Origin of the sequence: Scandinavium tedordense (assembly GCF_024764965.1) — a bacterium.
GTDB lineage: Bacteria > Pseudomonadota > Gammaproteobacteria > Enterobacterales > Enterobacteriaceae > Scandinavium > Scandinavium tedordense.
The window spans coordinates 389920-409773 of the sequence record NZ_JALIGG010000057.1; the positions used below are offsets into that span (position 1 = coordinate 389920).

Consider the following 19854-nt stretch of genomic DNA (forward strand, 5'->3'; position numbering starts at 1 on the left):
CTTGCCAGAAGAGAGATGCCGCTGCGGAATGACGCATATTTCGGATTTAACTCTTAAATCAGCCCATTGAGATGGCGTCAGAACGCAGCCGCTGCACTTTGTCAGTGCTCCAGTGGAGTCAACATGTCGGCTGGTGGTGCAGTGCAGATACTGATTTTGTGAGCAATATCTCATCAAAAAATAAGGGCACATTTAGATGATTAAAGACAAAAAAGAGCGATAAAAAATTTTTACTGGAGCCTTTTGCGGTGCCGGTGCGTTTTGCGCGAGTGGCAGGGGAGTTGGGCTGCAGGTAGTTATCCACCATTCCTGTGGATAACCATGTGCATTAGAGTTAGAAAACTCACGGTAGGCGAGAGAAGACGCGGCCTGCGTCCAAATTGATGCGAAACGCGGCTTTTCGATATTTTCTTTTTTTATCAATCACTTCGATAAAAGCAATGTCTGTAAGAAAAGTGTCACTGACTGCCATAAAAGATTCATTACGCATCTTGACAAATGTTAAATGTGGGAATGTTCTGGGGATAACCTGCTGCGTCTGGTGTTTTATCTCGTCGCAGGGGAAATTTGCCCCGCAGTTGCTCGCCCGTGGAACCGGTAACACAAATACGATAATGCGTTACTGTTTTTTTATCCAGTATTTATTATTGGCAAATTTTGGTGCGGCGAGTAGAATTAATCGTCTGCCCGTTTCCCCTTCATCAGGTTGTCGTTAATGAGTAAACCGTTAAAACTGCATTCCTCTTTCAAACCCTCTGGCGATCAGCCTGAGGCCATTCGTCGTCTGGAAGAAGGGCTTGAAGATGGTCTGGCGCACCAAACGCTGCTCGGCGTAACCGGCTCAGGGAAAACGTTTACTATCGCTAACGTCATCGCTGACCTTCAGCGCCCGACGATGGTGTTGGCACCGAATAAAACGCTGGCGGCTCAGCTGTACGGCGAGATGAAAGAGTTCTTCCCTGAAAACGCAGTCGAGTTTTTCGTCTCCTACTACGACTACTACCAACCGGAAGCCTACGTCCCAAGCTCAGATACCTTTATCGAAAAAGACGCCTCTGTGAACGAGCACATCGAACAGATGCGTCTTTCTGCCACCAAGGCACTGCTTGAACGCCGTGACGTGATTGTGGTGGCGTCTGTGTCCGCTATCTACGGCCTGGGTGACCCGGACCTGTATCTGAAGATGATGCTGCACCTGACGGTGGGAATGATAATCGACCAGCGTTCGATTCTGCGTCGTCTCGCCGAGCTGCAATACGCCCGTAACGATCAGGCTTTCCAGCGTGGCACGTTCCGCGTGCGCGGTGAAGTTATCGACATCTTCCCGGCGGAATCTGACGACATTGCACTGCGCGTGGAGCTGTTCGACGAAGAAGTTGAGCGACTGTCGCTGTTTGACCCGCTGACCGGCCATCTTGAATCAACCATTCAGCGCTTTACCGTCTACCCGAAAACGCACTACGTCACGCCGCGTGAGCGCATTGTGCAAGCCATGGAAGAGATCAAAGTTGAGCTGGTCGACCGTCGCAAAGTGCTGCTGGAAAATAACAAGCTGCTGGAAGAGCAACGTCTTTCCCAGCGTACCCAGTTTGATTTGGAAATGATGAACGAGCTGGGCTACTGCTCGGGCATTGAAAACTACTCGCGCTATCTTTCCGGGCGTGGTCCGGGCGAGCCACCGCCGACGCTGTTTGATTACCTGCCTGCCGACGGCCTGCTGGTTATCGACGAATCCCACGTGACCGTGCCGCAGATTGGCGGTATGTATCGCGGTGACCGGGCGCGTAAAGAGACGCTGGTAGAGTACGGTTTTCGTTTGCCGTCGGCACTGGATAACCGCCCGATGAAGTTTGAAGAGTTTGAAAGCCTGGTACCGCAGACTATTTATGTGTCGGCCACGCCAGGCAACTACGAGCTTGAAAAATCGGGTGATGAAATCGTCGACCAGGTGGTGCGCCCGACGGGATTACTGGACCCAATTATCGAAGTACGCCCGGTCGGGACACAGGTGGATGATTTGCTGTCAGAAATTCGTCTGCGTGTCGCCATCAATGAACGCGTACTGGTCACCACGCTGACCAAACGGATGGCCGAAGACTTAACGGAATATCTGGAAGAGCACGGTGAGCGTGTGCGCTATTTGCACTCCGATATCGACACCGTCGAGCGGATGGAAATCATCCGTGATTTGCGCCTCGGAGAGTTTGATGTACTGGTGGGGATCAACCTGTTAAGGGAAGGTCTCGATATGCCAGAAGTCTCGCTGGTGGCGATACTGGACGCTGATAAAGAGGGCTTCCTGCGTTCCGAGCGCTCGTTGATTCAGACCATTGGCCGTGCCGCGCGTAACATCAATGGAAGGGCGATTCTTTACGCCGACAGAATTACCAACTCGATGGCGAAAGCGATGGGTGAAACCGAGCGACGTCGTGAGAAACAACAGGCCTATAACGAAGAAAATGGCATAGTGCCGCAGGGCCTGAACAAGAAAGTTGTTGATATTCTGTCGTTGGGTCAGAGCCTGGCGAAAACGCGCGGTAAAGGTCGAGGCAAGTCGAAGTCAGCAGAAGTCACGCAGGCTGCGGAACTGTCACCGAAAGCGCTACAGCAGAAAATCAACGAGCTGGAGGCGCAGATGATGAAACACGCGCAGAACCTCGAGTTCGAAGAAGCGGCAGAGGTGCGCGACCGCCTGCATCAGCTGCGCGATCTGTTTATCGCTGCATCGTAATCTATTGATATTACACGCCGAACGCATTTCTACAATAATTCGAGTTACAGGCAGACGGTAAGTCTGTGAGTCCCCAGGCGCTTACATAAGTCAGTGACTGGGGTGAGCAGGCGCGGCCAACGCACCTGTCACTTGAAGTATGAAGGGGATGTCTTAATGTTGCGTTAATCTTCGTAGTCCAAACTGTCCTCTCTTTACTGAGGATAGCGCCATGCAAAAAGATAATTTCGTCACCACTCTGACCGTACTCGTTTCCTTTTTGATCGTGATTGGTTTCTTTCACCAGTGGGTCCTGACGTACTGATTACCGCGTACGCCGTGGGAATTTAATCCACGCTTTCACACCAGGCCCTGGCTTTCTGTTATGCAGGAAGAACTGCGCGTCATGCAGCTGTGCGATGCGGGTGACAATACTTAATCCCAGCCCAATTCCGCCGTAACGGCTGTCCATTCGCACGAACGCTTTACTGAGTTCGCCGCTTTTCGCTTCATCAATTCCAGGCCCTTCGTCTTCGACGGCCAGCAAACCTGCCTCAATGGTCACGGTAATGGTGGAGTTTTCCGGGCTGTAGCGATGCGCGTTTTCCACCAGATTACGTAACAGCACCCGAAGCAGCGTGGCATCACCCGACACCGTCACCTTGTTGTCTGCCGATGGCAGGCTCAATATTTGGCCACGCAGGCTGAGCATCGTTTCCAGCTCGCCCTGAATCGGTAGGATCACTTCTTCTACCAGCGGCACTCGCTGATAGCTACCTGCAGAAAACGACTGGCCAACGCGTGCCAGCTGTAACAGCTGCGAAATGCTTTGCGTCATCTGATCCAGTCGCTGCAGCAGCGGGTCAACCATCATACTGTGCGATTTCGCCATCAGTTCCAGATGCAGACGCAGCCCGGCGAGCGGAGTGCGCAGTTCGTGTGCCACGTCAGCGGTAAACAGACGTTCACGTTCCAGCGTTTGATTCAGACGATCAACTAACTGATTAATGGCGGATATTACCGCGTCCACTTCGCTGACGGACTTTGGCAGCTCAATCGGCTGCAGGTTATCCGGCGTGCGGTTGTTGAGCTCCTGCTGCAAATCCCAGAGCGGTCGGGTAATGCGCTTCACCGCATGCAGGCAAATCCACAGCGCCAGGCCGATGATCAGCATGCTCGGCACCAGCAGGCTGGCAACGGCTTCACGTACTTCGTGTTCGATGTGCTTGTGGTTGTTATGCCCGTGAATGGCGCTTTGCACCAGCAGCTGAATTTGCTCCTGGCTTTCATGCCACAGCCAGAACACGCTTATCACCTGACACACCACCAGTATACTGGCGATGGTCAGCAGTAGCTGGTGGCGCATGGTCCACTGCACGTCGCGAATGAACGGCAGTTTCATTTACGCATCCTCACTGGTTTTCACCAGCATGTAGCCGAAACCCCGAACCGTGCGAATGCGCGTCTTGCCGATTTTGTCGCGCAGGTTGTGGATATGCACTTCAAGGGTGTTGGTTGACGGCTCGTTATCCCAGCTATAGATGTCGTTATAGAGAATTTCGCGGTGAACCGGGCTGCCCGCTTTGGTCATCAGGCGAGAGAGCAGGGCATACTCTTTCGGCGTAAGCTCAAGCTGGGTTTCGCCGAGGGCGACCAGACGACGCGTCACGTTGAGACGCAGATCGCCGATGCTGATTTCGTTATCGCCCTGATTATTATGACGACGCAGCAGGGCGCGCACCCGAGCGTTGAGTTCTTCAAGCGCAAAAGGCTTCACCAGATAATCGTCGGCCCCGGTGTCGAGGCCCGCGATGCGATCGTCGACGGTGTCACGCGCAGTAAGGATAAGCACGGGCAGGCTGATTTTTTCCCGGCGAATACGCGCCAGAAATTGTAAGCCGTCTTCATCAGGCAGGCCCAAATCAAGCACGATCACACTGTAATGCCCGTTAGCGAGACAGAGCGCAGCTTCGTGTGCCGTCGTCACGCCATCGCAGACATAGCCTTCGCTTTGCATCGCAAGGATTAACCCTTGCAGCAATAATGAATCGTCTTCTACTACCAACACTTTCATTTAATTTGCTCCTCTGCACGGCGCCAGAATATCGTCGCTCGCCTTATATTCCTTGGTACTCACACCCGCCAAGCCTAGCATGGTAGAGAAAAGATTATCCTGCGAATAGTGGTTCGCTTTCGCATGGTCTTTCAGGCACTGATAATTCACTTTATAGCGCTGCTGATAATCATCGGACAGCCAGATAACCATCGGGACATGTTTCTGCGTATCCGGGGCGATAGACCACGGCAGCCCGTGCAGGTAAACCCCGTTCTCACCCAGTGATTCGCCGTGATCCGACAGATAGACCAGGCTTGTGGTTAAGGTGTCCTGCTTCGACTGTAATAATTTGATGGCTTTATCGACAATATAATCGACGTTAACAATGGTGTTGTCGTAGGTATTCACCAGCTGCGCCTTCGAACAGTTTTGAATTTCATTGCTGTCGCAGGTCGGAGAAAAGGTGCGCAGGTTTTTCGGGTAGCGATTGTAATAGGTCGGACCGTGACTGCCGATGGTGTGTAATACAATGACGCCGTCGCCTTTCAGATGATTAATATAATCTTCCAGCCCGTGAAACAGCACGTCGTCATAGCATTCACCGTCGATGCACTGGCCGGGTAAATTCAGACGGTTCATGTCCTGATGCGGAACGCGATCGCACGCACCTTTGCATCCACCGTCGTTATCATTCCACAGCACGTTTATTCCGGCTCGCTGCACGATATCCAGCAAACCTTCCTGATGCTGCGCCAGCTGCTCGTCATAATGGTCGCGTGGCATATTCGAGAACATGCATGGCACGGAAATTGCCGTCGCAGTGCCGCAGGAAGTGGTATTCGGGAAATAGACCACGTTGTCTTGCTTCATGCGCGGGTTGGTATCACGGCTGTAGCCGCCCAGCGAGAAATTATCCGCCCGCGATGTTTCACCGAGCACCAGAATGGTCAGGTTATGGCGCGGGCCATTTTTCATCACTGGCTTCTGCGTGGCGTCTTCGCCGATGCGAACCAGCGGCAGATGCGCGAGACGATTGTGCGAGTACCAGGAGTTAACCGCCACGATGCTGTTCGACGGGTTCAGGGATTTCACCAGTTCTTTATTGTTGCGGAACAGCGACGCGTAATCTTTGTAGAACAGCAGGGCGATAAGCACAATCAGCAGGCCGGAAATCACAATGCTGACCACGCGCAACGCCATACTGCGCCAGGCGCTCAGGGGCTTCTTCACGCGGATCCACCAGGCGATAATCACTGCCAGCAGGCCTGAAAACATGAGGGTCAGCACCATTTTGGTCGACATCAGGGCAAAGCTTTCTGCCGGGGTGGTGTCAATGATGTTGGCGATCATCGCGCGGTCGATGACCACGCCAAAGGTCATGATGAAATACTGCGCCGCAGCGCTGACCAGAATAAACAGACTGATTAACAGTCGGTCGAGCCACAAAAAGGACGCCAGCGTGACGATGATATTGATGACGCAAAACGCCACAACGGGCATGGTGGCGTACACCAGACCGTTGTGCAGCGAATCGACAGGGAGCAGGGCAAACGCCTGTTTGTAGAAGCTGATATTGAGGAACAACGAGATATACAGGGCAAACAGGGCCAGGTAGAAAACGTGCCCCATCGCTGGGCGACGAAGGGAAAGTCGAGACATCATTGGGCATCCGGCAGAATAAGATGACGGTATGATGACAAGAGAGTTTTAAGACAACCTTAAGAAATTAAGGTTATCCTTAATGTGGGCAGACAACGCAGGCCCGGCGAGGGTTGCACGCCGGACAACAGGGCTAACCTAGCGCCTGAACGGCCTTTTCCAGCGCATCGCGCAGTAGATGACGGTCGTGGCGATAGCGAATGTCGCTGGCTTCCAACGGCACCTGAATGATGACCTGGTCTTCAATGCCGGAAACATCGACCTTCGGCCCGACGACGACGGCGTCGATAACCGGTTTGCCGACGTAATGTTCCATCAGCGCGAGTTTATCTTTCAGCGTCAGGCTGGCCGCTGCCGGGCTCAGTTCGCGGCCCAGATTACCGATGTACACCATCGGCGCGGGCGTTCTGCGTAAGGCCTGGGCCATCTCATCAAGCAGAATAATCGGCATCAGGCTGGTGTAAAAACTGCCAGGGCCAATCAGAATCAAATCCGCCTCGGCAATAGCGTGCACCGCTTCGCGCGTGGCGGGCACCGACGGCGAGAGCATTAGCTCGCGCGGCGGCAGTTTCAGCAGGTCAATATTCACTTCTCCGTAAATTTCATGGCCTTCGTCGTCGATAGCCATTAAATCCACCGGCACTTCCGACATCGGGATCAGCGCCGCGTCGACTTTTAACAGGTTTCTGATCAGGTTGATGGCTTCCAGGGGCCGCACACTCAGGTGGTCTAACGACTTTAACATCAGATTTCCGAGGTTATGCCCGGAAAGTTCGCCATTACCGCCAAAACGGTACTCAAACATCGCCGACGCGACGCTCTGTTCGGTGATGAGCTGGTTGAGACAGTTGCGCATATCTCCCCAGGCAATCCCGCCTTCGGAGCGACGAATGCGGCCGGTGGAGCCGCCGTTGTCGGTAGTAGTGACAATACCTGTCAGGCGCGAACCCAGCGAGGAGAGAGAAGACATCACTCGCCCTAAACCGTGCCCGCCGCCTAGCGCGACAACACGATCGAGATCCGCAAAAGTACGATTGCGCATAGTATTCCTTATCAGAGACGGACATTGTTACCTTAGCGTAACTACCCCTAAAAGACGATGGTCGGATCCCGTCAAAATGACGCATATCAATGCAAAAGCAGGATTTTTGCGTATTCTGTAGCGAAAGTGCACGATCAGCTCGTTATGTATAAAATTATATAGCGAAAGGGTGAAATGGCGAAACTGTCATTTACGCGCTACTATCGGCATAACCCGCTTCTTAAAATCAGAAGCTACACTCTAGCCCTTGTGCCTAAGTCTGTAGATATGGCGCTCTGGCCGTGACGATGTCACCAGGGTACAGAAAGAAATAACTGTGCCTCCCGTATTTGGAAAGGTGTATGGCCCCACAACTTACCGATGCATTCGCACGCAAGTTTTACTATTTGCGTTTGTCGATTACCGACGTGTGCAACTTCCGCTGCACCTACTGTCTGCCCGATGGCTACAAGCCGGGCCCCGTCAGTAATAACGGCTTTCTTTCCGTCGATGAAGTGCGCCGCGTGACCCGGGCGTTTACCGCCATGGGCACCGAAAAAGTGCGCCTGACCGGCGGCGAGCCTTCTCTGCGTCGTGACTTTACCGACATCATTTCTACCGTGCGCGAAAACGACGCTATCCGTCAGATTGCGGTGACCACCAACGGCTATCGCCTGGCCCGTGATGCACAGCAGTGGCGCGATGCGGGACTGACGCACGTTAACGTCAGCGTCGACAGTCTTGACGCCCGTCAGTTTCACGCCATTACCGGACAAGACAAATTTCAGCAGGTGATGGACGGCATCGACGCCGCCTTTGACGCCGGTTTTGCCAAAGTGAAGGTTAATACCGTGCTGATGCGCGACGTTAACCATCACCAGCTCGACACCTTCCTGGCCTGGATCCAACCGCGTCCGATTCAACTGCGTTTCATCGAGCTTATGGAGACCGGTGAGGGCAGCGATCTGTTCCGCAAACACCACATTTCCGGCATGGTGCTGCGCGATGAGCTGCTCAAACGCGGCTGGATCCATCAGATTCGCAGCCGCAGCGACGGCCCGGCACAGGTCTTCTGTCACCCTGATTACGCCGGGGAAATCGGGCTTATCATGCCGTATGAAAAAGACTTCTGCGCCAGCTGCAACCGGCTGCGCGTCTCCTCTACCGGAAAACTGCACCTGTGCCTGTTTGGCGATGGCGGGGTCGATCTTCGCGATTTGCTTGCCGAAGACGCTCAGCAGCCTGAGCTTGAAGCGCGTATTTCTGCCGCTTTGGCGCAGAAAAAGCAGACCCATTTCCTGCATCAGGGCCAGACCGGTATTACTCAGAATCTCTCATATATCGGCGGCTGAGCCGTAACTGAATATTGAATAAGGAGGTTTATCATGAGTCAGGTGAGTGCTGAATTTATCCCGACCCGCATTGCTATTCTTACCGTCTCCAGCCGTCGCGGCGAAGAGGACGACACGTCCGGCCATTATCTGCGCGACAGCGCGCACGAAGCGGGCCACACCCTGGTCGAAAAAACTATCGTCAAAGAGAACCGCTACGTCATTCGCGCCCAAATTTCTGCCTGGATTGCCAGCGACGACGTACAAGTGATTTTGATTAACGGTGGAACCGGATTAACCGATGGCGATCAGGTGCCTGAAGCGCTGCTGCCGCTGTTTGACCGTGAGATCCAGGGCTTTGGTGAAGTGTTCCGTATGCTGTCGTTTGAAGAAATTGGCACCTCCACGCTGCAATCCCGCGCCGTCGCCGGGATGGCGAACGATACGCTGATTTTTGCCATGCCCGGCTCGACCAAAGCGTGCCGCACCGCATGGGAAAATATCATTGCGCCGCAGCTCGATGCGCGCACGCGCCCGTGTAATTTCCACCCTCATTTGAAGAAATAAGCCATGTCTCAACTGACGCACATTAACGCCGCCGGTGAAGCCCATATGGTGGACGTGTCCGCCAAAGCGGAGACCGTTCGCGAAGCGCGCGCTGAAGCCTTTGTCACCATGTTGCCGGAAACCCTGGCGATGATTATCGATGGCAGTCATCACAAAGGTGATGTTTTCGCCACCGCACGTATCGCCGGTATTCAGGCGGCAAAACGCACCTGGGATTTGATCCCGTTGTGTCATCCGCTGATGCTCAGCAAAGTGGAAGTCAATTTACAGGCGCAGCCGGAACACAACCGGGTGCGTATCGAATCGCTGTGCCGCCTGACCGGTAAAACCGGCGTCGAAATGGAAGCGCTGACGGCTGCTTCGGTCGCCGCGCTGACCATCTACGATATGTGCAAAGCAGTACAAAAGGACATGGTGATTGGCCCGCTGCGCCTGCTGGCGAAAAGTGGCGGTAAATCCGGTGATTTCAGGGTTGATGCTGATGATTAAAATTTTATTTTTCGCCCAGGTTCGCGAGCTGGTGGGCACCGATGGTCTGACGCTGGACACCGATGCGCAAACCGTGGAACAACTGCGTCAGCAGTTAGCGGCGCAGAGTTCTCGTTGGGCGCTGGCGCTGGAAGAGGGCAAACTGCTGACAGCGGTCAATCAGACGCTGGTGAGCGCCGATCATCCGCTCACTGACGGGGATGAAGTGGCGTTCTTCCCACCGGTGACGGGAGGCTGATCATGAGCGAAACTTTGATTCGCGTTGAAACTGCGCGCTTTAACGTCGGCACCGAATACGCCTGGCTTGCCGAGCGCGATGAAGACGGCGCGGTAGTGACGTTTACCGGTAAAGTCCGTAATCATAATCTCGGCGACAGCGTCAGCGCATTAATGCTGGAACACTACCCAGGCATGACCGAAAAAGCGCTGGCTGAAATCGTTGAAGAAGCCCGTGGGCGCTGGCGGTTAGGACGCGTGTCGGTCATTCATCGCATCGGCGAAATGTGGCCGGGCGAAGAAATTGTCTTTGTTGGTGTCACCAGCGTGCACCGAGGTAGCGCGTTTGCCGCCGGGGAATTCATCATGGATTATCTGAAAACCCGCGCCCCGTTCTGGAAACGCGAAGCCACGCCGGAAGGCGAGCGCTGGGTCGAGTCTCGAGAGAGCGACCAGGAAGCGGCCAAGCGCTGGTAATGCCTGTTTTTAGGACATGCGTGTATTGCGCTTGTGATACGCTTAATGAACACACACCTTTAATCTGAGGGTTCCATCATGGACCGATACTCGCGTCCCAATTCAATTGTGCAGTCACGCTCTGGCGTGCAGACCTACATGGCGCAGGTTTACGGCTGGATGACCTGCGGGCTGCTGCTGACTGCGTTCGTTGCGTGGTTTGCAGCAAACACCCCGGCAGTGATGATGTTTGTCTTCTCCAGCAAAATCACGTTCTTTGGGCTGATCATCGCTCAGTTGGGCCTGGTATTTGTGCTTTCCGGCATGGTTCAGCGCCTGAGCGCGGGCATGGCGACCACGCTGTTTATGCTCTATTCGGCGCTAACCGGACTCACGCTTTCCAGTATTTTTATCGCCTATACCTATAGCTCCATTGCCAGCACCTTTATCGTGACTGCGGGGATGTTCGGTGGGATGAGCCTGTACGGCTACACCACCAAACGTGACCTGACCGGCATGGGCAAAATGCTGTTTATGGCGCTGATTGGTATCGTTCTGGCGTCGTTGGTTAACATCTGGCTTAAGAGCACACCGCTAATGTGGGCCGTGACCTATATTGGTGTGGTGGTGTTTGTGGGCCTGACGGCGTACGACACCCAAAAACTGAAAGCGATTGGTGAGCAGATTGACACCAGTGACAGCAGCAACCTGCGTAAATACGCGATCCTGGGTGCGCTGACGCTGTATCTCGACTTCATCAACCTGTTCCTGATGCTGCTGCGCATCATGGGCAACCGCCGTTAATTTGTGGTGCCCGGCGACGCATACGCTTGCCGGGCCTACTCCTGAATTTTACTCCGCCATCGCCTTCTGATTTTTCGCCTTTAGCTTCTTCGCCCGGCTCTCCAGCAATAAATATCCCACCGTCGCCAGCGCCAACGGAATAAAGAAATAGAGCACTCGATACGCCAGCAGTGCGGCGATTATCGTTCCTTGTGAGGTATGTTCCCCAGCCAGCAGCGCGATAAACACGGCCTCCAGCACGCCAATTCCTGCCGGGATATGCACAATAACCCCGGCGATACTGCTCACCAGCAGCACACCCAGCACGAAGAAGTAGTTCACCTGTTGACCGAGCAGCAGCCAGATAATCGCGCCCATCGCCATCCAGTTGGTGCTGGAAATCAGCATTTGCAGAAGAGCAAATCGCCACGACGGCAGCACCAGTTTTTGCCCTTTGATGGTCATATGACGGCGCCGGGCAAACGCACAGGCCCAAAGATAGGCCGCAATCATCAGCAACAACACGCCGCCGATAATCCGCAGCGTGCTATCGCGGATGTACCAGTGTGCAGGCAAATCGACCATCCCAATAGTGAAAATCACCCCGCCGAGTAGAATATAGCCGAGCCAGTTGGTGGTTATGCTGAGTGAGAAAATGCGGGTGATGGTACTGCCTGGGAGGCCAAGTCGCGAATAGAGGCGATAGCGCATGCCGATGCCGCCGACCCATGTGCTGAGCGTCAGGTTAAAGGCGTAGCAAATGAACGACACCAGCATTACCTGGCGCTTTGCCAGCCGGTGACCGCAGTATGCCCGGCCGAGCAAATCATAACAGCCATACAGCAGATAGCTGATGACAACCAGCCCAACGGCGCTGAGCAGGGCGGTGCGGTTGTAGTCGCGAATGACGCTCCACACCTCCTGCCAGTCGACCTTTTGCGCATACACCACCAGCAGCACCGCAACCGCAATAAAGAACAGCCACGTCAGGATTTTTTTCGCCAAATGCCAGCGAGGGTGAGAGTGGCTCATTAGGGTTTCACTCCCGGATTCTCAGGGTCGATGCGGTCCTGGGTTTCAAGCGAATTTTGCACCGGCGGGCTGACCTGGGCCAGTTTCGGTGTATGGGCGGGCAGCCAGCCGACCATCGCCGGGAAATGGCGCAGAAAGTGGAACGCCAGAACGCTTTTACTGAGATTCCACCAGCTGCGTTTGGGTACCATCGAGCTGTCCACCTGCCGACAGTCTTGCGCAATAATGTCGCTGAGATTGTCGCGCAGCGTCTGGTTAAACGCCCGGTCGTGAACGATAAGGTTGGCTTCCAGATTCAGAGACAGGCTCAGCGGGTCGAGATTGCTGGAGCCTACCGTCGCCCAATGATCATCCATCAGCGCCACTTTGCCGTGCAGCGGCCGACGCTGATATTCGAAAATCTGCACGCCGCCTTTCAAAAGGTAGCGATACAGCAGCCGCGCCCCGACTTTCACAATCGGCATATCGGGCTCGCCCTGAACCACCAGTTTGACCCGCACCCCTCGCCGCGCGGCATTACGCATCGCGTGCAGCAGCCGATAACCAGGGAAAAAATAGGCATTGGCGATGATCACTTCCCGACGCGCATTGGCCAGCATTTTCAGATAGTGACGTTCAATATCATCGCGATGTTCATTGTTGTCGCGCCAGACAAACAACGTTTGCGCTTCACCGGGGGTGCGATTTTCTTCCGGACGATGGCGGCGACGCCAGAAGCGTCGGGCTTCGGCATTGCCGGGCAGATTCTCCAGCTCGAATTGCAGAATGTCTTCCACCACCGGGCCTTCCACGCGCACTGCGTAATCCTGTTTGGCCTCCGGGCCATACGTGGTCATGTGTTCCGCGGAGTAGTTAATTCCGCCAACAAAGGCCACCACGGCGTCCACCACGACAATTTTGCGGTGCATCCGTCGGAACAGATTGGTGCGCATGCCGAACAGGCGAGGGCGCGGATCGTAATAACGGAACACCACGCCCGCCATGGTCAGTTCGCTCACAAACTTATCGCTGAGGTCCGGCGAACCGTAGCCGTCGAGCAGCACTTCAACATTCACCCCGCGCCGGGCGGCGTTGAGCAAGACTTCGTGAAGCTCCCAGCCGACGCTGTCTTCAAACCAGATAAAGGTTTCGAGAATGATTTTGCTTTCAGCATTCTCAATCGCGCTGAATACGGCCGGGTAAAACTGGTCGCCGTTTTCCAGGAGCTGAATTTGATTACCTTCACGCCAGCCGCATTTCATAAGTGGATCTCCGCGCTGAGCGGCGCATGATCAGAAAGGTGTCGCCATTCCCGAAGCGGGAGCGCGGCCGGGTGGGTTGCCTGGGCATTTTTGACGTAGATCCGGTCCAGCGGCAGCAGTGGAAAGCTCACCGGAAAAGTACGCACCGGGCGTCCATTTGCGGCAGTGAAAATTTCCTCGAGTCCGGCCTGCTGTTGTAACGGGCTGTTGGCGCGCTGGCGCCAGTCGTTAAAATCTCCAGCCACCACTACCGGCTCATTTGCGGGCAGGCTGTTCACCCAGTCGCTCAGCATCGTTAATTGCGCCTGGCGGTGGGCTTCACGCAGTCCCAGATGCACGCAGATGACGTGAACCGGTGTCGCCAATTCTGGCGGGACGATACGGCAGTACAATAGCCCGCGTTTTTCACTTTCCCCGACCGAAATATCGCGGTTTTCAAAATGCTCAATCGGAAAGCGTGACAGCACCGCATTCCCGTGATGGCCTTCCGGGTACACCGCATTGCGTCCGTAGGCATAATCGCTCCACAGCGTATCGGCGAGAAACTCGTAGTGGCTGGTGTTCGGCCAGTTTTCGACGCGAAGAGACCAGGCATCATGCGCCCCAAGCACCTCTTGCAGGCAGACGATATCGGCTCCGACGGCCCGCACCGCATCGCGGAGTTCGGGCAAAATGAAGCGGCGATTGAAGGCGGTAAAACCTTTGTGTGTGTTGATAGTCAAAATTTTCAATGAAAAATGTCGCGACGGCTGATTCATATTTCTCCTGTCCGCATCACTGTCCTGAATGAAATAGTGTAGTAGCCGTCACAAAAAGGTGCGGTGTTACGGAATTTTCCGTAAAGTCCGGTACTCTAATTAACAGTTGAATATGCTTCTGGAGACAAGACATGAAGTGGCAACAACAAATTCGTGTCGTAACTGGCCTGAGCTGCTGGCAGATTATTTCGCATTTGCTGGTTGTTGCAGTTCTGGTAATGGGATGGATGAGCGGCACACTGGTCCAGGTAGGACTGGGGCTGTGCGCGCTTTATGCCGTGACGGTTGTCCTGATGCTTTTCCTGCAACGTCATCACGAAGAGCGCTGGCGCGACATCGGTGATTTTCTTGAAGAACTCACCACCACCTGGTATTTTGGCGCGGCGGTGATTGTCCTGTGGCTGTTGTCCCGCGTGGTGCAAAACCACTTGCTACTGGGCCTGGCGGCCGTTGTGATCCTTGCCGGACCTGCGCTGCTTTCCTTACTGATTAAAGAGAAAAAGCGCGCCGCTAAAACCTTCCGCTGGCACTAAGGCGGCATAATCGCCGCCCGACGCATGGCATCCCTTACGCAACATTACGCCTGAACGTCCAGTACGCCACCGAACCGGTCGTGGTCGCTATCACCAATAGCGGCCACAGGCTTTGCCAGACAATATCGACGCTGGCGTCCTTTAGGTAAATCTGCTTGGTAATATCCGTAAAGTGACGAATCGGGTTAATCCATGTCACATTCTGTAGCCATACCGGCATATTCTCCACGGGCGACACGTAACCCGAAAGCAAAATCGCCGGCATCATAAACACAAACACCCCGATAAACGCCTGCTGCTGCGTCTCGCACAGCGAAGAAATCAGCAAACCAAATCCTACCAGTGACAGCCCGTAAATCAGCATCGTGAAGTAAAACAACAGCAGCGATCCGGAGAACGGAATGTGATAGGCGAAAATCCCGACCGCCAGCACGATACTGGCCTGGAAGGTGGCGACAATGAGTGCCGGGACTGCTTTGCCGACGAAGATCTGCCAGGTGGCGAGCGGGGATACCAGCAGCTGATCGAGCGTACCTTGCTCGCGCTCGCGGGCAACAGACAGCGAGGTGACAATCATCACCCCGATAGTGGTAATCATCGCAATCAGTGATGGCACCACGAACCATTTGTAATCCAGATTCGGGTTGTACCAGTTGCGCACGACCAGTTCGCTGTTATTCGGTTTCGGCTTTCCGTCGATCAGTTCCTGCTGATAATCCTCAACGATGCGCTGCAAATAGTTCGCCGCAATCTGCGCACTGTTGGAGTTACGCCCGTCGAGCAGCAACTGCATAGGTGCGGTGTGTCCGCTGTCGATATTGCGCGAAAAATCCGTCGGGAAGCGCACCAGGAGCAGTGCTTTCTGCGTGTCGATAGTCGGTTGAATTTCCTGCGGGCTGTGCAGCAACAATACGTGGGTAAATGCTTTGGCGCGGGCGAAACGCTGGGTCAGCTCCACTGCGTGCTTGCCGCTGTCTTCGTTGTAAATGGCGATGGTGGCGTTGGTCACCTCCAGCGTGGCGGCGAACGGGAACAGTAATACCTGAATCAGCACCGGCGCGATGAGGATCGCGCGGGTTTGCGGCTCACGCAGCAGTGATTGCAACTCTTTGCGGATCAGTGTCCATAAACGATGAAACATAACATCTCCCTAATCCAGCCGACGCTTGGTTTTCAGCCACGTCAGGCCGATAAACATCACCGCCGAGGCAATCAAAAACAGCGTATTGATGAACAGCACCACCGGAATATTTCCGGCGAGGAACAGGCTTTGCAAGGTGCTGACGAAATAGCGTGCAGGAATTACGTAGGTCACCGCGCGGATGGCGGCGGGCATGCTGTCTATCTGGAAGATAAACCCGGACAGCATAATCGACGGCAGGAAGGCGGCATTCAGGGCCACCTGAGCGGCGTTAAACTGATTGCGAGTGATGGTAGAAATCAGCAGTCCCATGCCGAGCGTGCTCAGTAAAAACAGACTGGTGATGAAAAATAGCACCAGAAGCGAACCGCGAAACGGCACGTTCATAATGAACACTGACACCAACATGCACAGGCCCATCGCCAGCATGCCGAGGAAATAGTAGGGGATCAGTTTGCACAGCAGCAGTTCCGCGCGGGTCACTTCCGTCGACAGCAGCGCTTCCATGGTGCCACGCTCCCATTCACGGGCGATGACCAGTGACGTCAGGATCGCACCGATCACCGTCATAATGATGGTGATCGCGCCAGGAATGATGAAGTGCTGGCTGATGGCTGCCGGGTTAAACCAGTAGCGCATCTGCACGTCTATTAGCGGTTCAAACTTTTCGCCCCGATCTTCCGCCCGTTGCATTTGCCAGATTTGCCAGATGCCCTGCACGTAACCCTGCACAAAGTTCGCAGTATTGGGTTCGCTGCCGTCAGTTACCACCTGCACCGGTGCAGTATCGCCCTCACGCGCCATCTGCGCGGCGAAGTTCACCGGAATAATCACTAAGCCACGAATGCGACCGGCCTGCATTTTTTGGATAAGATCCTGGCGGTTGTCGCTGATTGTGGCGTCGATATACGGTGACCCGGTCATCGCGTGTGCGAAATCCAGCGCCTCCTCGCTTTGTTGTTCCAGCAAAATGCCCACCCGCAGCTTGCTGGAATCGAGGTTAATCCCGTAGCCGAAAATAAACAGCAGCAACAGTGGAATCACCACTGCGATAAGCCAGCTGCTGGGGTCGCGGATGATTTGCCGCGTCTCTTTCACGCATAGCGCCCGCACGCGCCGCCAGGACAAAACGCTACCGGACATCATGATGCTCCTTATCCCAGTCGTTAATCAGGGTGATGAACGCCTGCTCCATCGTCGGGTCAGCCGTTTCGGCATCGGCGGCCTGGGCTTTGAGGTCATCCGGCGTGCCGCTGGCGATCAGCTTGCCGCGATACACCAGCCCGATGCGGTCGCAGTATTCTGCTTCATCCATAAAATGGGTGGTGACCATCACCGTGACGCCTTTTTCCACCATGCTGTTGATGTGCAGCCAGAATTCACGGCGGGTGATCGGGTCGACGCCGGAAGTGGGTTCGTCGAGAAACAGAATATCCGGCTCGTGCATCAGCGAGCAGGCCAGCGCCAGCCGCTGTTTATAGCCGAGCGGCAAATCGTCGGTGGCGTGGTCACGAATACTTTTTAGGCCGAAGGCGTCGCTCATGCGTTCGATTTTTTCAGCCTGCGCTTTGCCGCGCAGGCCATACACGCCGGAGAAGAAGCGCAGGTTTTGCACTACCGTCAGGTTGCCGTACAGCGAGAATTTTTGCGCCATATAACCCAGATGCTGACGCGCTTTGCCGGAGCTGACTTTCAAATCCATATCCAGCACCAGTGCTTTACCGGACGTGGGCACCAGCAGCCCGCACATCATTTTAAAGGTGGTCGATTTGCCCGCGCCATTGGGGCCGAGAAGGCCGAAAATCTCACCGCGTTTGACGGCAAAATCCACGTGGTCGGTAGCCGCGAAATCACCAAACTTTTTGGTCAGCGCTTTAGCTTCAATCACCGTTTCGCCCGGCGTACCGTCAACGGTATGCAGAATCGCCGCCAGCGGGGATTCGGACGTCCCCGCGCCGCCGAGCAAATCGATAAATGCATCCTCAAAGCGCGGAGTTGTTGCGATAATCTCGATTTCAGGCATCCCGTCTGTCGATCGGATAACGTCGGCATTTGCGTCTTTGGTGAGAATAACGCGCACTGAACGGCCCTGAATCATGCCGTCGCTGACCTGCGGCAGTTTCAGCGCCCGTTGCAGTAGCTTGCGGTTATTCTCCGCCGGGCTATTCATCAGGAAACTGCGCCCGCGCATGGTGTCGGTCAGCGCTTTCGGTTCGCCCTGATACAGCAGCTCGCCTTCGTTCATCAGCAGCACGTCCCGACACTGTTCAGCTTCGTCGAGATACGAGGTACTCCACAGAATCAGCATCCCGTCGCCCGCCAGTTCGTGCACCATCTGCCACAGCTCGCGACGTGAAATCGGGTCGACGCCGACGCCGGGCTCATCCAGCAGTAATACCTTCGGTTCGCCGACCAGGGTGCAGGCCAGACCTAATTTTTGCTTCATGCCGCCGGAAAGTTTGCCCGCCAGCCGGCCGGTGAACGGACCGAGCGAGGTGAACTCCAGCAACCGGGCGAAGGTTTTTTCCCGCACCTCACCGGTGACGCTGCGCAAATCGGCGTACAGCGTCAGGTTTTCCATCACCGTGAGGTCTTCATATAGCCCGAATTTTTGCGGCATATAGCCGAGCACCGCGTGCAGCGCGCTGTTGTCGTGGATAGGGTCGTAGCCAATCACGCTTATCTGACCTTCGTCGGGTTTTAACAACCCGGCCAGCATGCGCATAAGCGTGGTTTTCCCCGCGCCGTCAGGGCCAACCAGCCCGGTGACATACCCGGATTGAATGGTGCAGTCCAGCCGCGCGACCGCAGGCTTATCCATGCCAGCAAAGCGTTTGATAAGCCCGTCGAGCTTGATCCCCGCTTCACTCATGCGTCTCTCCCTCCGGGAATTTCACGGTGACGGGCATCCCCTGGCGCAGCGCATCATCGGCATCCGTCACAATAATGCGCAGGCGATACACCAGATCGGTACGCAGGTCCGGCGTTTCGACGGTTTTCGGTGTGAACTCTGCGGTCGGCGAGACGAAGCCAATTTTGCCGTGATACGGCTTATCCGGGCGGCCGTCAGTATACAGCTGCAGTTTTTGGCCAGGCCTGGCGCGATTAAGATGGGTTTCATCTACGTACGCGCGCACCCACACCGGACGCGTGAGCGACAGCGTCAATACGGTGCTACCTGCATTGAGCATGCTGCCTGGCTCCACGGCGCGGGTCAGGATAGTGCCGTCGGACGGTGCGAGCAGGGTCGTGTCCTGCAAATCCAGCTGTGACTGTGCCAGCTGCGCCTGAGCCTGTTCGAGGCTGGCTTTGGCTTGGGCAATTTCTTGCGGACGGTTACCGGCGTGATACTGACTGAGTTTATCCTGTGCGGATTTCAGCGTGGCCTGAGCTTGATCGCGGGACGAACGGGCGTTTTCTAAATCGTTGGCAGAAATAGTGCGACTTTTCCACAGACCTTGCTGGCGCTGATAAAAGTTTTGCGCATACGCGTAAGCAGCCTGCGCCTGGCGTACCGCGGCGGCGGTCTGCGCGATTTCCTCATCGCGATAGCCCGCCAGCAGCAAATCGTATTTCGCCTGCGCCGCCGCTACGTTGGCTTTGGCCTGCAGTAGCGCATTTTGATAAGGGGCATGGTCGATTTCGCCGAGCGTTTGTCCTTTCTGCACCGCATCGCCTTCATCCACCTGCAACGCCTGCAAACGACCGCCGACGCGGAAACTCATATTCACGGTACGAATATCAACGTTACCGTACAGCGTCAGGCCGGTGTCTTGTCGGCTCTGGTACCAGAGCGTTCCTCCGGCAATCGCGGCAATGATAATGATGACCGCCAGAATGACGACGATGGGTTTCTTCATA

19 protein-coding genes and 1 riboswitch are annotated in these 19854 nt (G+C 55.0%); of the genes, 8 read left to right on the forward strand and 11 right to left on the reverse strand.

Annotated elements, in window-relative coordinates; translation table 11 throughout:
* Positions 1-715 precede the first annotated feature (715 nt).
* Entirely contained in the window at positions 716-2731 is a 2016-nt protein-coding gene (uvrB, locus tag MUU46_RS17765) for an excinuclease ABC subunit UvrB (RefSeq protein ID WP_258966201.1), read from the forward strand.
* A 304-nt stretch (positions 2732-3035) separates the two neighbouring features.
* On the opposite strand, the gene pmrB is transcribed toward uvrB, so the two are convergent.
* The 4 genes from pmrB to yvcK form a co-directional block, all read right to left on the reverse strand.
* Positions 3036-4112 (reverse strand): two-component system sensor histidine kinase PmrB, encoded by a 1077-nt coding sequence (pmrB, locus tag MUU46_RS17770; protein ID WP_258966202.1) that lies wholly within the window; start codon positions 4110-4112, stop codon positions 3036-3038.
* Entirely contained in the window at positions 4113-4784 is a 672-nt protein-coding gene (gene pmrA, locus MUU46_RS17775; protein WP_159754170.1) for a two-component system response regulator PmrA, read from the reverse strand.
* On the reverse strand, positions 4785-6425 hold the full coding sequence (gene eptA, locus MUU46_RS17780; protein WP_258966380.1) for a phosphoethanolamine transferase EptA: 1641 nt from the start codon (positions 6423-6425) through the stop codon (positions 4785-4787).
* Positions 6426-6558: 133 nt separating this feature from the next.
* Positions 6559-7467 carry a uridine diphosphate-N-acetylglucosamine-binding protein YvcK gene (gene yvcK, locus MUU46_RS17785; RefSeq protein ID WP_258966203.1) on the reverse strand — a complete coding sequence of 303 codons (909 nt, stop codon included), beginning with the start codon at positions 7465-7467 and terminating at the stop codon, positions 6559-6561.
* A 224-nt stretch (positions 7468-7691) separates the two neighbouring features.
* Positions 7692-7823: riboswitch (molybdenum cofactor riboswitch) on the forward strand.
* On the opposite strand from yvcK, the gene moaA reads away from it, so the two are divergent.
* From moaA to MUU46_RS17815, 6 genes are all read left to right on the forward strand, one after another.
* Positions 7809-8798, forward strand: coding sequence for a GTP 3',8-cyclase MoaA (moaA, locus tag MUU46_RS17790; RefSeq protein ID WP_159754164.1), 990 nt, complete (start codon positions 7809-7811; stop codon positions 8796-8798). (Overlaps the previous riboswitch by 15 nt.)
* A 33-nt stretch (positions 8799-8831) precedes the next feature.
* Positions 8832-9344: a molybdenum cofactor biosynthesis protein B gene (gene moaB / locus MUU46_RS17795; protein ID WP_159754161.1), complete on the forward strand. Its 513-nt coding sequence runs from the start codon at positions 8832-8834 to the stop codon at positions 9342-9344.
* Between the two features lie 3 nt (positions 9345-9347).
* Entirely contained in the window at positions 9348-9833 is a 486-nt protein-coding gene (gene moaC, locus MUU46_RS17800; RefSeq protein WP_159754158.1) for a cyclic pyranopterin monophosphate synthase MoaC, read from the forward strand.
* On the forward strand, positions 9826-10071 hold the full coding sequence (gene moaD / locus MUU46_RS17805; protein WP_159754155.1) for a molybdopterin synthase sulfur carrier subunit: 246 nt from the start codon (positions 9826-9828) through the stop codon (positions 10069-10071). The genes moaC and moaD overlap by 8 nt, the downstream gene beginning before the upstream one ends.
* A gap of 2 nt (positions 10072-10073) precedes the next feature.
* Entirely contained in the window at positions 10074-10526 is a 453-nt protein-coding gene (moaE, locus tag MUU46_RS17810) for a molybdopterin synthase catalytic subunit MoaE (RefSeq protein ID WP_258966204.1), read from the forward strand.
* A 78-nt stretch (positions 10527-10604) separates the two neighbouring features.
* Positions 10605-11309 (forward strand): Bax inhibitor-1/YccA family protein, encoded by a 705-nt coding sequence (locus tag MUU46_RS17815; protein ID WP_159754149.1) that lies wholly within the window; start codon positions 10605-10607, stop codon positions 11307-11309.
* Positions 11310-11357: 48 nt separating this feature from the next.
* Here MUU46_RS17815 and MUU46_RS17820 read toward each other — a convergent pair whose 3' ends face one another.
* From MUU46_RS17820 to MUU46_RS17830, 3 genes are read right to left on the reverse strand one after another with little or no spacing between them, the layout of a single operon-like run.
* Entirely contained in the window at positions 11358-12320 is a 963-nt protein-coding gene (locus MUU46_RS17820) for a lysylphosphatidylglycerol synthase domain-containing protein (RefSeq protein WP_258966205.1), read from the reverse strand.
* Positions 12320-13561: a cardiolipin synthase ClsB gene (clsB, locus tag MUU46_RS17825; protein WP_258966206.1), complete on the reverse strand. Its 1242-nt coding sequence runs from the start codon at positions 13559-13561 to the stop codon at positions 12320-12322. Before clsB ends, MUU46_RS17820 begins: the two co-directional genes overlap by 1 nt.
* Positions 13558-14319 carry an endonuclease/exonuclease/phosphatase family protein gene (locus tag MUU46_RS17830; RefSeq protein WP_258966207.1) on the reverse strand — a complete coding sequence of 254 codons (762 nt, stop codon included), beginning with the start codon at positions 14317-14319 and terminating at the stop codon, positions 13558-13560. Before MUU46_RS17830 ends, clsB begins: the two co-directional genes overlap by 4 nt.
* Before the next feature lie 131 nt (positions 14320-14450).
* Here MUU46_RS17830 and MUU46_RS17835 point away from each other — a divergent pair, with 131 nt between their 5' ends.
* Complete coding sequence (locus tag MUU46_RS17835; protein ID WP_159754137.1) at positions 14451-14852, forward strand: YbhQ family protein; 402 nt, start codon at positions 14451-14453, stop codon at positions 14850-14852.
* 34 nt (positions 14853-14886) lie between these two features.
* Here the strand turns inward: MUU46_RS17835 and MUU46_RS17840 are convergent, their stop codons facing one another.
* The 4 genes from MUU46_RS17840 to hlyD are packed head-to-tail and all read right to left on the reverse strand — an operon-like array spanning position 14887 to position 19853.
* A complete protein-coding gene (locus tag MUU46_RS17840; protein ID WP_159754134.1) occupies positions 14887-15993 on the reverse strand; it encodes an ABC transporter permease in 1107 nt (368 codons plus the stop codon).
* 9 nt (positions 15994-16002) lie between these two features.
* Positions 16003-17136 (reverse strand): ABC transporter permease, encoded by a 1134-nt coding sequence (locus MUU46_RS17845; RefSeq protein WP_159754131.1) that lies wholly within the window; start codon positions 17134-17136, stop codon positions 16003-16005.
* Positions 17126-18865 carry an ATP-binding cassette domain-containing protein gene (locus MUU46_RS17850; protein WP_258966208.1) on the reverse strand — a complete coding sequence of 580 codons (1740 nt, stop codon included), beginning with the start codon at positions 18863-18865 and terminating at the stop codon, positions 17126-17128. The genes MUU46_RS17845 and MUU46_RS17850 overlap by 11 nt, the downstream gene beginning before the upstream one ends.
* A complete protein-coding gene (gene hlyD, locus MUU46_RS17855; protein ID WP_258966209.1) occupies positions 18858-19853 on the reverse strand; it encodes a secretion protein HlyD in 996 nt (331 codons plus the stop codon). Before hlyD ends, MUU46_RS17850 begins: the two co-directional genes overlap by 8 nt.
* Position 19854: the final 1 nt, after the last annotated feature.